Consider the following 13544-nt stretch of genomic DNA (forward strand, 5'->3'; position numbering starts at 1 on the left):
GAACACTCGACGAATCCGCGTACCGGCCGGCGGAGGTATCGAAGAAACCGTCAGGCCGAATACTGTCGAGTTGCCTGATGCCCGGTTACTCGGCCTTTTGCGGATCGATCTGGGCAGTCGGCGCGGAGGCTTCCTGCGGCGGTGCCTCTTCCTTGATCTGATACGACGGATCGCGCACCCAGCGGCCCAAATCCTTGGCAATCACGATGGCCGTGCGATCGAGGATCGAACACGTACCCTTGAACCCGCCCCACATGCCGCCAACCGACCAGCGATTGACCCGGGTGTGACGGATCACCTTGCCATCCTCGATTAGATCGGCGAGCACGGTCGTGGCCTTCGGTCCGCTCCATGCGCCGCCGCCGACGCCGAACACATTGGTGATCTGCACTCTGAGGATGCTTGCGCCGCCCGCATCGGTCTGCGATGCAATGGTGCCGTCGCCTGTCTTGTTGAGCTTGCGAAGCACGTCGCCGATGTGACGCGTCAACAGGTCGTCGACGCGGCATTCGCTTTTGACCTTCTCCACGCCGCGGGCGTCGGGCGCATAGGCAACAGGGGTTTCGAGCAGTACGGGGTTCGCGGCAAAGGCGGAACTGGCAGACAGACACAGGCCAAGAAGCAAAACGCGTTTCATGTGTGGTGGCTAGAAGTCGAGATAGGAGCATCGCCTACGGATGCGGCGGGAGCCTCGGGGTTCGCATTAGAACCGGGCCGTCGCGGCAAAGCAAGGCCCTGAAAGGGCATCGACTTCCAACGGTGTGACAAGTCGCCGGCGTCAGGACGACGCGTTACGCCGCTCGCGCGCATAGTCGTGCAGCGCGTCGATCACGCGGTCGAATTCGAGCGATTTGTCGAAGAAGTGACGCACGCCGTATCGCAGACAGCGTTCGCGATAGGCCGGCAGCGCGTGATTCGTGAGCACGCAGACAAACGACGTCTCGACGAGCCCGCGCTCCCGCAGATACGCCAGCACTTCGATGCCCGAGCCGCGCTTGAGTTGCAAATCGACGATCACCGCGTCGAACGAGTGCGCCGACAAGAGCGCAATGGCTTCGTCGGGCGAATCGGCGTAGGCGGTCACGCGCAGCTGGCCGGACGCATCGATCGCCTCGACGAGGCTGCGCCGGATGAGCGGCGAATCCTCGATCAGGAGCACCCGCAAGGGCCGTTTGGCCTCGCGTCTGCCGGCATCGTCGATGGTCGTCTGGTGGCCCACGGCGGGCGCCTCCCAAGGTGAGCGGTGAGTGAAGCGGCCGGTTATTCGATCAGGCCGTTCTTGATCGCGTAGTACGTGAGATCGGCGTTGTTCGACAGCCGCATCTTCTCCAAAACCCGCGCGCGATACGTGCTGACCGTCTTCACCGACAAATGCAACTCCTCGGCAATCTCGGTCGGAATCCGGCCGCCGGCGAGCTTGCAGAAGATCTGGAACTCGCGTTCCGAGAGCGTTTCGTGCGGCCGCTCGGCCGCGGGTTTCTCCAGCTTGTCGGCGAGCGCATCGGCGATGAATTCCGACAGATAGCGATGCCCGCGCGCCACCGTGCGGATCGCGCGCACAATCTCGTCGGGCGCCGCGTCCTTGGTGAGATAGCCGTTCGCGCCCGCGCGCAGCAGGTTGATCGCGTACTGGCTTTCGGGAAAGCCCGAGAGCATCAGCACGCCCTGCTCCGGCCGAAGCTGCTTGATGACGCGCAGCGTGTCGATGCCGTTCTTGTCGGGCATCGCGATGTCGAGCAGCACCACGTCGAAGGCGCCCGCCCGAACCAGCGCGATGGTTTCGTCGCCTGTCGCGGCTTCCGCCGCCACCTCCATGTCGGGTTCGTCGGCGACGAACTGCCTGAACCCGCTCCGGACGATCGCGTGATCGTCCGCTATCAACACTCGAATCATGTGCGCCGTCCGCGCGTAGAAAAATCTGCCCGCGCCGGCTCCGCAACGGCGCGGCCGGCGCGCGCCAGGCGATCAGCCATTCCGGCCTTCGAGCAGGTCCGCCATGTCGTCGGCGTGTTCTTCCTCGACTGCGAGAATCTCCTCGAAGATGCGCCGCGTCGTCACGTCCTTCTCGCCGAGATAGCGGATGATTTCGCGATAAGTGTCGATGGCGATGCGCTCGGCGATCAGATTCTCACGAATCATGTCGATGAGATCGGACCCTTCCTTGTACTCCGAATGCGAGCGCGACTTCAGGCTGTCCGGCGCGAAATTCGGCTCGCCACCCAACTGGACGATGCGCTCGGCGAGCGTATCCGCGTGTTCCTGCTCCTCGGCGGCATGCTCGGCGAATTCGCTCGCGACGGCTTCCGAGTGAATGCCCTTCGCCATGAAATAGTGACGCTTGTAGCGCAACGTGCAGACAATTTCGGTTGCGAGCGCGTCGTTCAGGAGTTTCAGCACGACTTCGCGATCGGCGCCGTAAGTCGCCGTGACCGGACCTTCGTCCATGTGCTGGCGCGCATCGGCGCGAATTTTCTCGACATCCAGGACGAACGGGTCCTTCGACTGAACCGGCTCGGCTTTTGCAGCAGACGATTTCGACATTTGATTGCTCCTGGCAAAGTGGTGTGGTTTGACATCGGGCGTCGCCAAGCGGCGCTTCGCGAAGTGTGTGGCGTCGATTCATTGCGTCGATCGTCGGCTCCGAGCACGCGGCGTGCCCGGTACTTGGCGCGCGCGAAATCGCCCTGTGACTACCGCGTCAGGTTCGGAAAACGCCGAGCAGCAGCGTGACCACGAACACCACGAGAAAAATGTAAAACAGGATCTTCGCGATTTCAGCCGCGCCCGCGGCGATGCCCGTAAAACCGAACACGGCCGCGATGATCGCGATCACGAAAAAAACAGCGGCGTAATGAAGCATGGCGACCCTCCTTGAGGGATGAAACCGGGTCCGGACGTCGGCGGCGGCGGACAGCGCGCCCCGGCGAGCCCGGTGCGCAGACATGCCGTCGCCGGGGCGGCGTCAAGCACCCGTCAGCGTCGAAAAGAAGGCGACTCGGAACATTCAGGGAGCGGCCGGCGCCAGACAGCAAGAGCGCTGAGGCCGCCCGGACGATCAGCGCGCCGCTAATCGACCATTTTCTTGGTGACGACGAATCCGAGCACGAGGAAAACCACGCACAGGATCAGGAACAGCACGAACAGGAACTTCGCGATGCTGGCGGCGCCCGCGGCGATGCCGGTAAAGCCCAGGAGACCGGCGATCACGGCCACGATCGCGAAAAACAAAGCCCACTTCAACATGATCGTTCCCCGTGTGAAAGTTTGACTGGCTCATTGATGGTAATAGCGTCGGCATGCGGGCGCATCCGGGCTGGCGCCTTTTTTGCTGTGGGAATCCACTGACAAGCGCTTTCAACGGGCCTGACCGTGCCCTCGCCTCGCATGCGAGCGCGGTTCACGCCCACTACGACGAAAAAAGTCACATGAACAAGGCAATACCGTCCGCCGGGGTTCGGCAGGCATCGGCGCCAAAGCGGGGCAATCCGGGACGCGTCGCTCGCCTGAACGACTTCATGCGCCGCTGGAGCTGGGCAGTCGCGATGACGGTCGCGATCGTCATTACGGTCGGCGGGCTCGTCGTGCTGGAGTCGGGACGCATGCGCATCGCCGCCGAATACGAAGTCGCGCTCGACGCGAAGGGTGCCACCACGCAACTGACCGAACTCGCTGCCGAAATAGCGACGCTCGCCGCCGACGAACGCGCCTTCGTGCTCGCGCCCGAGGCGTCGCGTGCCGCGTACGCCGCGCATTTCACGCAGGCGGCGGCGCGGATTCGCCGGATCATCGCCTCGCTCGACGGCTACTACCACCGCAAGGCCGACGACACCGCGCTCGCCAGCTTCGCGCAGGTGAGCGGCGCGGTCGATGCGCAGATCGCCGCCGGGCTCGCGACGCTGTCGAACCCCGCGCTCGGCGCCGACGACGCCCGCGCGCTCGCGCTCAAGACGCCCGAAGGCGGCGAAATCCTGGAAAGCACGCTGGCGCTTTTACGCCTGACGGAGGAACGCCGCGCGCAACATGCACTCGATTCGAGCCGCGCCGACCAGCGCATCTCGACGTTCTGCGTCGGCGCGTTGTGCGCGCTCAACATCGTGTTGTTCCTGCTGCTGTTCCGCAACCTGGGGATTCAACTGGACAAGCAGGATCGCGTGCAGAAAAAGCTCATTACGCAGCAAGAGGAACTCGACCAGCTCGTGTTCGAGCGCACGCGTCAGCTCGAAGCGCTCGCGTGGCACTTGCAGTCGGTGAGCGAGAACGAAAAAACCGAGCTCGCGCGCGAGCTTCACGACGAACTCGGCTCGATCCTGACCGCGAGCAAGATGGATGTCGCGTGGGTCAACGGCAAGCTGAAGCACGCGGAGCCCGCGATGGCCGAGAAGCTCACGCGCGCGCTCGCGAACCTCGATCAGGGCATCGCGCTCAAGCGCCGGATCATCGAAGACATGCGGCCCACCGTCCTCGCGAACTTCGGGCTCGTCACGGCCCTCTCGACGCTCGCCGACGAAGCGGCGCAGCGCAACGGCTGGACCGTCGAACTCAAGCTTCCGGAGAGCGACGTGAAGCTCGGCGACGAAATCGAGATCGCGCTCTTTCGGGTCGCGCAGGAGTCGCTCACCAACGCGGCGAAGTATGCGCGCGCAAGCGGCATCGAGATTGCGCTGACGCTCGACGCCGAGCGCGTGTCGCTGCATATCGCCGACGACGGCGTCGGCATTCGCGCGCAGGATCTGAAGCGCACGCACACGCACGGTCTGCTCGGCATGCGCCAGCGCGTGTCGGCGCGCGGCGGTCGCATCGAGATCGAGCCGCGTGTGCCGCACGGCACGAGCATCCGCGCGACCTTGCCGCGCGAGCGCACGGACGCCAAGCACGCGGCTTCGCTGGATACGGGCATTCCGCTCGCGTAGGAGGACGCCGACATCAATAGCGGACCCGGCTGACGCGAAAAACACGTGCACGCCTACAGCCTGCGCATCGTGCTTTTTTTAAGATGGTTCGGACAGAATGCTCGGCGCGACGCGCAGGGCGAACTCAACAACGATGCGCGGACGCTCCGCTCCCGCATCTCCAACTGCTAGGGGAACACTCATGACTCGACTCATCGCTTTGTTGCTGATCGCTGGCACGGCTGCCCTCGCGGGCTGCAACACCATGTCCGGCGCGGGCCAGGACATCTCGAAGGGCGGCCAGGCCATCTCGAACTCGGCCGAAGAACACAAGTAAGGATCGCGACCGCCCGGGCTGCCGCGCAGCGCAGTCCACACCGATTCAGGTTGAGCGTTACCTGTCGGCCCGTCCCTTTTAGCGGCGGGCTTTTTTTGCGACAGTCTGTTGCAGCAGATTTCGCGTGACATGAAAAAACAAAAGGCCTTCGCAATCGCGAAGGCCTTATTGTTTCCCAAGCGCGATCCGCGTCGCGCTTTCTCCTGCGTTACTGCGTGTCGGGCAATTCGATCGCGGGCGTCTGCGTGTTGCCGCCCTGCGCGACGAGCAGGCGGATCTTGTTCGGGATCACTTGCGAAAGCGCGTTGCCGGCGGGCAGCGTCGTCACGAGCCAGTCCGCGTTGTTGCCGAGGTTGAACGACGCCGACGTGTAGACCGGCGTCTTCGATCCAGGCAGCGTCGCGATCAGTTGATAGGTTCCGCCGGAGAGGTACAGCGAATCCTGGGTCGTCGCCGGGACGGCATTCTTGTACGCGACGCCGGCCATCGTCGGGCTGATCGCGCTGATGCTGGTGCCAGGCGCGACGAGATAGAGGTCGAGATTCTGTGCATTCGCCGACGCGTTGAAGCCCCGCACGCGTGCGCTCGTCGACAGCAGGCCCTTGTCGAACGGATCGTCGATGACGGCGATCGACGGCAGGAAGCCCGCGTCCGGCAGCGCGATCACGGTGTACTCGTGACCCTTCGCGGCGTTGGTGATGGTCGAGTCGGTGGCGAGTTGCGTCGTCGTGTTGACGGCCGCGTACGAGAAGGTCTGGGCGCCGGTGTTGATCGTGGCGAAGTTCGTGACGGCCTTGTAGGCGAGGTTCGCCTGCAGGACGTGACCGTTGTTATAGAAGTCGACGTTCGGTGCGCTCGGAATGGCGTGGATGAAATGGACTTCGGGTGGCGTGACGCCGAGTTCCTTGCCAACGTCGTCTGAGCTGCCGCCGCAGGCGGAAAGGATCGATGCGGCACAAGCAAGCGCGGTCACGGTGCGGATGAGCTTCATGTCTTCACCTTTATTATCGATTGATGTTGATCGTTATGTCGGGCCGTCGCGCGTTCGGTAAAACGCTTGAGACCAGCCCGCTTTTTTCCCCGGGGCACCGTTCGACGGATGCGCATTCGCACGGCGCCGGATGGGTGCCGACACTGAGCAACTGATGTGCCGCTGTGGACGGGGACGAAGCGCGGCTTGGCCGCCGCGCTCGGTGGGACAAGGCGCTTGCGTGATTTAGAGTTTTTGCTCGAACCAGACGTTCCGCGTGCGGCCCGCCGGAACGGGTCTGGCAAGTCTTACGCGACGTTTCCCGTGTCTTACATCGTCGCGCGGTTGATCGACTCGCCGCGCGGCCGCTCTCAGACGAGGCCGCGCCGCCGGTAGTCGAACCAGAACGACAAGCCGACGCTGATCAAGATGACGACGGTCGCGATGACCGTCCAGCGCGTGATGACTTCGCCGAGCAGCAGCGAACCGAGCGCCACCGCGACGACAGGATTCACGTACATGCAACTGCTCGCGATGATCGGACTCGTGTGGCGGATCAGATAGCCATACGCGACATAGGCGGCCATCGTCCCGATCAGCATCAGATAGAGAAACGAAGCGAACGGCACGAAGCCGATGCTCGCGATCCGCTCCCCTGAAAACCAGGCGACGATCGTGGAAATCGTGCCGCCGAGTCCGATTTGCAGCGCCGTCGACACGAAGAGATCGGACGGCAGCTTGAGCTTCCCGGCGAGATGCGCGCCGCCGGCCCAGAAGATCGCGCCGCACAGGATGGCGAGGCTGCCGGCGGTCGACCCCGACGAGGTGTCGCCGTGATTCAGCAGCGCGATGCCGACCAGCCCGAGCCCGACCGCGACCCACTCGCCCTTTGCGATCTTGCGGCCCGTGAGCGCGGCGATGACCGTCGCGAAGAGCGGCACCGTCGCGACCATCACGGCCGCCGTCCCCGTTTCGACCGTACGCATGCCGAATGCGAGCATCCCGCTCGACAGCCCGACGAGCAGCGTCCCGACGATCGCCGCATTGCGAATCTCGGCGCCCGTCGGCCAGATCGGCTTCTTGCGCGCCGCGAAGATGAAAAGCCCGATGCCCGCGAAAAGATTACGCAGCCCGGACAGCATCAGCGGCGGAAACGACGCGAGCGACAGATGCACCGCCATGTACGTCGATCCCCACACGATATAGACGACGGCGAGCGCAAGCGCGACCCGGCCCTGTTGCGTCTGCGGCAAACGGAACGGAAAACGGTCGAGAAGATTGAACGGCAGGCTGGACGGCAGCTTCGGCGGGTGCGGCTGTTGTGGCTGTTGTGGCGTTTGCGTGACAGACATCCGTCACTCCGCTTCGACCAGGATTGCAGACAATTCCGCTGACACACCGCCGCAGCGGACAGCCGGAGAACGACGCGCGTGCGAAAGGGGCGTCGCGGCAAGACGGGCAAGACAGGACAACATGGCGGAGTGCGGAAGGATGTCGGGCGAAAAACGGGCCGCCGCGCGTACTAGGGAAAGTACGGAAAACGCGGTGCCCGCCATTATGCAGTAAGCGCTCTATGCGCGAAGCGCAGTGTTACAGATGGTTGCCAACACGCCACGGTGCGGTGTAACGTAGCGGCTGCTAACGCGGGGGTCCTGCGCTGCGCATCGCAATCCGTCGAAAACTTCGCATCGTCGAAGGTACAAGCTGGATTGCCCGCGCATCGTGGGTGAGAAATACCCTTTGAACCTGATCTGGATAATGCCAGCGCAGGGAAGCGTTCGGGTTTCAACGCGCAGGGTTCTTCTCACTCTTCCGCATCCTCCGAAGCCCGCAACTCCTTCCGTCTCGTTCCTCCCTGTTTAGCTCCTGAATCAGTCGCCGCCGGGCGTTCGTCCGTTCGTCCGCCGGCTTGCTGGAAAAAACCGTCCCCAGGAGAGACAGCACATGAATGCCAACCCGAAGTTCCTGTCAGAGAACGCCGTCGTCGACGCCGCTGCCATCGCGCCGCTGCCCAATTCGCGAAAGGTCTACGTGACGGGCTCGCAGCCCGACATTCGCGTGCCGATGCGCGAAATCACCCAGTCCGATACGCCCGACAGCTTCGGCGGCGAGAAGAACCCGCCGGTCTATGTTTACGACACCTCCGGCCCGTACACCGACCCGGACGCGAAAATCGACATCCGCTCGGGCCTGCCCGCACTGCGCCAGCGCTGGATCGAAGCGCGCGGCGACACGGAAAGCCTCGCGGGCCTGTCGAGCGACTTCGGCCGCGAGCGCGCCGCCGATCCGAAAACGGCCGAACTGCGCTTTCCCGGACTGCACCGCCATCCGCGCCGCGCGGTCGCCGGCAAGAACGTCTCGCAGATGCACTACGCGCGTCAGGGCGTCATCACGCCGGAAATGGAATACATCGCGATCCGCGAGAACCAGCGCCGCGCCGAATATCTCGAAACGCTGCGCGCGAGCGGTCCGAACGGCGAAAAGCTCGCGAAGATGATGGGCCGCCAGCATCCCGGCCAGGCGTTCGGCGCCGCCGCGTTCGGCGAGAACGCGCTGAAGGCGATCACGCCCGAGTTCGTGCGCGAGGAAGTGGCGCGCGGCCGCGCGATCATCCCCGCGAACATCAACCACCCGGAATCGGAGCCGATGATCATCGGCCGCAATTTCCTCGTGAAGATCAACGCGAACATCGGCAATTCGGCGGTGAGCTCTTCCATCGGCGAGGAAGTCGACAAGATGACCTGGGCGATCCGCTGGGGCGGCGACACGGTCATGGACCTCTCGACCGGCAAGCACATCCACGAGACGCGCGAGTGGATCATCCGCAATTCGCCGGTGCCGATCGGCACGGTGCCGATCTATCAGGCGCTTGAAAAGGTCAACGGCAAGGCCGAGGACCTCACCTGGGAAATCTTCCGCGACACGCTGATCGAGCAGGCGGAACAAGGCGTCGACTACTTCACGATCCACGCCGGCGTGCGTCTGCAATACGTGCCGCTGACCGCGAACCGCATGACGGGCATCGTGTCGCGCGGCGGCTCGATCATGGCGAAGTGGTGTCTCGCGCATCACAAGGAAAGCTTCCTCTACGAGCACTTCGAGGACATTTGCGAAATCATGAAGGCCTACGACGTGAGCTTCTCGCTCGGCGACGGCCTGCGTCCCGGCTCGATCTACGACGCCAACGACGAAGCGCAGTTGGGCGAACTGAAGACGCTCGGGGAACTGACGCAGATCGCGTGGAAGCACGACGTGCAGGTGATGATCGAAGGCCCGGGCCATGTGCCGATGCAGCTCATCAAGGAGAACATGGACCTGCAACTCGAATGGTGCGACGAAGCGCCGTTCTACACGCTCGGGCCGCTCACGACCGACATCGCGCCGGGCTACGACCACATCACGTCGGGCATCGGTGCGGCGATGATCGGCTGGTTCGGCACGGCGATGCTCTGCTACGTGACGCCGAAGGAGCACCTCGGCCTGCCGAACAAGGACGACGTGAAGGAAGGCATCATCACGTACAAGCTCGCCGCGCACGCCGCCGATCTGGCGAAGGGTCATCCGGGCGCACAGGTGCGCGACAACGCATTGAGCAAGGCGCGCTTCGAGTTCCGCTGGGAAGACCAGTTCAACCTCGGCCTCGATCCGGACAAGGCGCGCGAATTCCACGACGAAACGCTGCCGAAGGACTCAGCGAAAGTCGCGCATTTCTGCTCGATGTGCGGCCCGCACTTCTGCTCGATGAAGATCACGCAGGACGTGCGCGACTATGCGGCGAAGCAAGGTGTGACCGACACGGAAGCGCTCACGCAAGGCATGCAGACCAAGGCGATCGAATTCGTGAAGAAGGGCGCGGAGATTTACCAGCGCACCTGATCGCGGCTGCCCGGTGCCGGATTTACCAACCGGGCGGACAAGCAGCCCGTCGCGCGACATGCGCGACGGGCTGTTTCATTTCTGAAGCATCGCCTCGAACGCGCGTGCAGAAGGTCTCCGCGAGACGTGACGAGCAGGCATCTTTCCTGCTTAAAAATGAATGAGCCGGCAAAAACGCAAGTCGCTGCATGGCTCCAACAGGAATAGCCGCGGGGGACACACGCAGTTCGCGTCTTCTGCGGCGGCCCGGCACCCGATAAAAAGGGAAGCCGCCAAGGCGAACGCGCCGGGCCGCATCACCCTGATAAACACATTGGAGAGTCGAAATGAAAAATATCAAACAGATCGGCGCTGCTGCTCTCGTCGTCGCATTGCTCGGCGGCCTCACCGCCTGCGACAGCATGACCACACGGCAACGCGATACCGCGGTCGGGGCGGGCGTCGGCGGTGCAGCGGGCGCGGTGATCGGCGGCAGCGCGCTGTCGACGCTCGGTGGCGCGGCCGTCGGCGGTGTGATCGGCAACCAGGTCGGCAAGTAAGCCTGAGTCTTGCGCTGCGGATTGCGACATGGGAACGCGCTCCGCAGCGTTAAAATGAACCGAAACATCCGAATCCAGCTTCGAGCACCCCGCTCTCACGCCAGCAGCCGACGATGCGCCAAGCTCTTTTCGCCGACCCGTTCGACCCAGCGCGCGAACGAAGCAGCACTTAAGGCAGTTGCAAGAAAGGAGCAGCATCATGAATCCGAAACTCTCGTTGCCCGCGCTCGCGAGCGCTGTCGCATTGAGCGGATGTTATTACGTCGGTCCTTACGGCTATTCGGCTTATCCTCCTTATCCCGCTTATCCGGTTGTCGGCGCGGCATATACGCAGCGGGAAGTGCCCGTCGGTACGCAAAGCACGACCGGGCAATCAGGCGATCCCGCCACGACCACCACGACGACGCAGTATGTCGTCGCGCAGCCGCCCGTCGCGTACACGACCTATCCGGCGTACTACCCTGCCTACCCTTATCCCGCTTACTACGGTTACGGCTATCCGGCGATTTCGATCGGTTTCGGTTACTGGGGCGGCGGAGGCTGCTGCTGGGGCGGCCACGGAGGATGGCACGGTGGCGGCGGTGGTGGTTGGCACGGCGGCGGAAGCGGCTGGCATGGCGGCGGCGGCATGGGACACAGCCACTGACAGTCCAATGGCGGCGACCTCGTGTTACTTCCGTGTAACTCAAAGCGGCTGGCCGCACGCAGTTGTATCGTCGATGTAACGTTTTTTCGCTGCGGATTTAATTCCACTGGCGGGTCGCTCCGATCCGCCATCCTCCTTCGCTTTACCCACAAAGGCTTCCATCCCACCGCGCGCTGTACTGGCACGTTTTTCGCTATATAAAGTTCCCTTATATGCCGCGGCGGCGTGCGTTCCTGCGCAATGTCTGCTCGGCGTCTCGCATGCACACTTGCCTGAAGGGGAACGGACATGATGGCCTTCGCGTTTTTCCTGTTGTGGATGCTCGCCTCTCTCGGTCTGCTGACGATCTGGGTATTTCGCAGCGCGCCCGTCGTCGAACGCGATACCGTCGAAGCCAAGACCTGACTTCCCGGGTGGCCGCGCGCCATTCGCCGCCAGCCCGCGCGGGGCGCGAGCGCACGCGCGTATTGTCGCGGCCGTCCATTCTTCGCTTGACCGGCATGATTCCCGCTCTATGCTTAGTCATTGCGCGTTATGCAACTGCTTAAGCTGAAAAAAATCCACGGCGCCGGCCGCTCGTTTCGGCGCTAAGGACAGCCACGGCACAGAACACGTCTTCACTCCACGCGCGCCTGTTCCCGACTCGACAGCCAACGACCCGAGTCAACACCCTGGAGGCGACATGTTCCATCAGTTGCTCACGCCCATCGCTAACTCGCTCGGGGCATCGTTCGTGGTGGCCGCGCTGCCGATCCTCGTCGTGCTCGTGCTGCTTGGCTGGGCACGCCGCCCCGCGTGGCAGGCGTCCCTTGCGGGGCTCGTCGTCGGGCTCGTCGTCGCGGTGGCGGGCTGGCATTTCCCGCTGCGTCTCGCGCTCGATTCCATCGCTGCCGGCGCTGTCTTCGCGCTCTGGCCGGTGATGTGGATCGTGTTCGCCGCGATCCTGCTCTACAACGTGTCGTTGCGCTCCGGCCGCTTCGACGCCTTTCGCCTCTGGATGATCGACAACCTGCCGAACGACCGGCGCATCGTGCTCGTCGTGATCGGCTTTTCGTTCGGCGCGCTGCTCGAAGGCATCTCCGGTTTTGGCACGCCGATCGCGATCACCAGTTCGCTGCTCATTCTGCTGGGCTTTCCGCCGCTCGAAGCGCTCACCTTCACGCTGATCTTCAATACGGCGCCGGTCGCGTTCGGCGCGCTCGGCGTGCCGATCACCGTGCTCGGCGCGGTGACGCACCTGCCGACCGACGCGCTCGCCAAGATGGTCGGCCGGCAGTTGCCGTTCTTCGCGCTCGCGCTGCCCTTCTATGTGATCGGCATCTACGCGGGCCTTCGCAACATGCTGCGTGTGTGGCCGGTGCTGCTCGTGTCGGGCGGCGCGTTCGCGCTCACGCAGTTCGTGACGTCGAATTACATCAGTTATGCGCTCACCGACGTGCTCTCCTCGCTCGTCTCGCTGATCGTGACGATCGCGTTCCTGCGCGTCTGGAAACCCGCTCCCGACGACGCTTTCGCAGTCAACGTCGACCGCGCCGGGCAGACGCGCGGCGAGCGCTCGGGCGCGCAGGGCTGGCTGCCGTGGATCGTGGTGTCGGCGGTGGTGATCGTGTGGACGGTGCTCAAAATCTTCCTGATCGGCGACGTGAAAATTCCCTGGCCCGGGCTCGACAAGGCCGTCTACATCACGCTGTACAACGCGCCGTATGGCGCGATCTGGGACTTCCAGCCGCTCGCGACGGGCACCGCGATCCTGGTCGCGTCGATCCTGACGGCGCTCCTCGTGCGGCTGCCGGCGGCGGAGTACGGCGCGGCGATCGTCGATACGTGGGTACAGACGCGCATCGCCATCCTGACGGTCGCGACCATCGTCGGACTTGCCTATCTGATGAACTACTCGGGCATGAACTACACGCTGGGGCTTGGCGTGGCGTCGGTGGGCGCGTTCTTTCCGCTCGTGTCGGCGTTTCTCGGCTGGGTCGCGGTGTTCCTGTCGGGCAGCGACACATCGGGTAACGCGCTCTTCGGCAACCTGCAGGTGGTCGCGGCGCGGCAACTGAATCTCAATCCGGTGCTGATGGCGGCGACCAATTCGTCCGGCGGCGTGATGGGCAAGATGATCTCGCCGCAAAACATCTCGACGGGTGTCGCGACAACCGATCTGAAGGGGCAAGAAGGACTGGTTTTCTCGCGCACCTTCAAGCATTCGATCCTGCTGACGGTGCTGCTCGGCGTGCTCGTGTGGCTGCAGCAGAACGTCCTGACGTGGATGATTCCGCCGCATTGAAAA

At 63.7% G+C, this 13544-nt stretch carries 14 protein-coding genes; 6 read left to right on the plus strand and 8 right to left on the minus strand.

Annotated elements, in window-relative coordinates:
• Positions 1-85 precede the first annotated feature (85 nt).
• The 6 genes from AWB66_RS03585 to AWB66_RS03610 all read right to left on the minus strand — a co-directional run bounded on the left by AWB66_RS03585 (position 86) and on the right by AWB66_RS03610 (position 3243).
• Complete coding sequence (locus AWB66_RS03585) at positions 86-637, minus strand: hypothetical protein (RefSeq protein ID WP_087628908.1); 552 nt, start codon at positions 635-637, stop codon at positions 86-88.
• Positions 638-778: 141 nt separating this feature from the next.
• Positions 779-1219 carry a response regulator gene (locus AWB66_RS03590; protein WP_200818920.1) on the minus strand — a complete coding sequence of 147 codons (441 nt, stop codon included), beginning with the start codon at positions 1217-1219 and terminating at the stop codon, positions 779-781.
• A gap of 41 nt (positions 1220-1260) precedes the next feature.
• Complete coding sequence (locus AWB66_RS03595; RefSeq protein WP_087628909.1) at positions 1261-1893, minus strand: response regulator; 633 nt, start codon at positions 1891-1893, stop codon at positions 1261-1263.
• Between the two features lie 72 nt (positions 1894-1965).
• On the minus strand, positions 1966-2541 hold the full coding sequence (locus tag AWB66_RS03600) for a ferritin-like domain-containing protein (protein WP_087628910.1): 576 nt from the start codon (positions 2539-2541) through the stop codon (positions 1966-1968).
• Positions 2542-2698: 157 nt separating this feature from the next.
• A complete protein-coding gene (locus AWB66_RS03605) occupies positions 2699-2860 on the minus strand; it encodes a DUF1328 domain-containing protein (protein ID WP_040048814.1) in 162 nt (53 codons plus the stop codon).
• A gap of 206 nt (positions 2861-3066) precedes the next feature.
• A complete protein-coding gene (locus tag AWB66_RS03610) occupies positions 3067-3243 on the minus strand; it encodes a DUF1328 domain-containing protein (RefSeq protein WP_087628911.1) in 177 nt (58 codons plus the stop codon).
• 182 nt (positions 3244-3425) lie between these two features.
• Between AWB66_RS03610 and AWB66_RS03615 the strand changes: the two genes are divergently transcribed.
• Together AWB66_RS03615 and AWB66_RS03620 are read left to right on the plus strand one after the other, a co-directional pair.
• On the plus strand, positions 3426-4910 hold the full coding sequence (locus AWB66_RS03615; protein ID WP_087628912.1) for a sensor histidine kinase: 1485 nt from the start codon (positions 3426-3428) through the stop codon (positions 4908-4910).
• A 181-nt stretch (positions 4911-5091) separates the two neighbouring features.
• Positions 5092-5226, plus strand: coding sequence for an entericidin A/B family lipoprotein (locus AWB66_RS03620; RefSeq protein WP_087628913.1), 135 nt, complete (start codon positions 5092-5094; stop codon positions 5224-5226).
• A 208-nt stretch (positions 5227-5434) separates the two neighbouring features.
• Here AWB66_RS03620 and AWB66_RS03625 read toward each other — a convergent pair whose 3' ends face one another.
• Positions 5435-6217, minus strand: a complete 783-nt coding sequence (locus AWB66_RS03625) for a DUF4397 domain-containing protein (RefSeq protein WP_087628914.1) — start codon at positions 6215-6217, stop codon at positions 5435-5437.
• 350 nt (positions 6218-6567) lie between these two features.
• On the minus strand, positions 6568-7548 hold the full coding sequence (locus tag AWB66_RS03630; protein ID WP_087628915.1) for an EamA family transporter: 981 nt from the start codon (positions 7546-7548) through the stop codon (positions 6568-6570).
• A gap of 592 nt (positions 7549-8140) precedes the next feature.
• On the opposite strand from AWB66_RS03630, the gene thiC reads away from it, so the two are divergent.
• From thiC to AWB66_RS03650, 4 genes are all read left to right on the plus strand, one after another.
• Positions 8141-10072 carry a phosphomethylpyrimidine synthase ThiC gene (gene thiC / locus AWB66_RS03635; protein ID WP_087628916.1) on the plus strand — a complete coding sequence of 644 codons (1932 nt, stop codon included), beginning with the start codon at positions 8141-8143 and terminating at the stop codon, positions 10070-10072.
• Positions 10073-10398: 326 nt separating this feature from the next.
• Positions 10399-10611, plus strand: coding sequence for a glycine zipper 2TM domain-containing protein (locus AWB66_RS03640; RefSeq protein WP_087628917.1), 213 nt, complete (start codon positions 10399-10401; stop codon positions 10609-10611).
• A gap of 199 nt (positions 10612-10810) precedes the next feature.
• Positions 10811-11257 carry a hypothetical protein gene (locus AWB66_RS03645; RefSeq protein ID WP_087628918.1) on the plus strand — a complete coding sequence of 149 codons (447 nt, stop codon included), beginning with the start codon at positions 10811-10813 and terminating at the stop codon, positions 11255-11257.
• A gap of 682 nt (positions 11258-11939) precedes the next feature.
• Entirely contained in the window at positions 11940-13541 is a 1602-nt protein-coding gene (locus AWB66_RS03650; RefSeq protein WP_087628919.1) for an L-lactate permease, read from the plus strand.
• Positions 13542-13544: the final 3 nt, after the last annotated feature.

The sequence above is a fragment of the Caballeronia telluris genome, from assembly GCF_001544495.1.
Taxonomy (GTDB): Bacteria; Pseudomonadota; Gammaproteobacteria; order Burkholderiales; family Burkholderiaceae; genus Caballeronia; species Caballeronia telluris.

Bases quoted from the DNA above. Each gene is read 5' to 3' on its own strand.
- AWB66_RS03600 (WP_087628910.1), bottom strand. From the start codon at position 2,541: ATGTCGAAATCGTCTGCTGCAAAAGCCGAGCCGGTTCAGTCGAAGGAC.
- AWB66_RS03645 (WP_087628918.1), top strand. From the start codon at position 10,811: ATGAATCCGAAACTCTCGTTGCCCGCGCTCGCGAGCGCTGTCGCATTG.
- AWB66_RS03625 (WP_087628914.1), bottom strand. From the start codon at position 6,217: ATGAAGCTCATCCGCACCGTGACCGCGCTTGCTTGTGCCGCATCGATC.
- AWB66_RS03620 (WP_087628913.1), top strand. From the start codon at position 5,092: ATGACTCGACTCATCGCTTTGTTGCTGATCGCTGGCACGGCTGCCCTC.
- AWB66_RS03650 (WP_087628919.1), top strand. From the start codon at position 11,940: ATGTTCCATCAGTTGCTCACGCCCATCGCTAACTCGCTCGGGGCATCG.
- AWB66_RS03595 (WP_087628909.1), bottom strand. From the start codon at position 1,893: ATGATTCGAGTGTTGATAGCGGACGATCACGCGATCGTCCGGAGCGGG.
- AWB66_RS03640 (WP_087628917.1), top strand. From the start codon at position 10,399: ATGAAAAATATCAAACAGATCGGCGCTGCTGCTCTCGTCGTCGCATTG.
- AWB66_RS03585 (WP_087628908.1), bottom strand. From the start codon at position 637: ATGAAACGCGTTTTGCTTCTTGGCCTGTGTCTGTCTGCCAGTTCCGCC.
- AWB66_RS03615 (WP_087628912.1), top strand. From the start codon at position 3,426: ATGAACAAGGCAATACCGTCCGCCGGGGTTCGGCAGGCATCGGCGCCA.
- AWB66_RS03610 (WP_087628911.1), bottom strand. From the start codon at position 3,243: ATGTTGAAGTGGGCTTTGTTTTTCGCGATCGTGGCCGTGATCGCCGGT.
- AWB66_RS03630 (WP_087628915.1), bottom strand. From the start codon at position 7,548: ATGTCTGTCACGCAAACGCCACAACAGCCACAACAGCCGCACCCGCCG.
- AWB66_RS03605 (WP_040048814.1), bottom strand. From the start codon at position 2,860: ATGCTTCATTACGCCGCTGTTTTTTTCGTGATCGCGATCATCGCGGCC.
- thiC (WP_087628916.1), top strand. From the start codon at position 8,141: ATGAATGCCAACCCGAAGTTCCTGTCAGAGAACGCCGTCGTCGACGCC.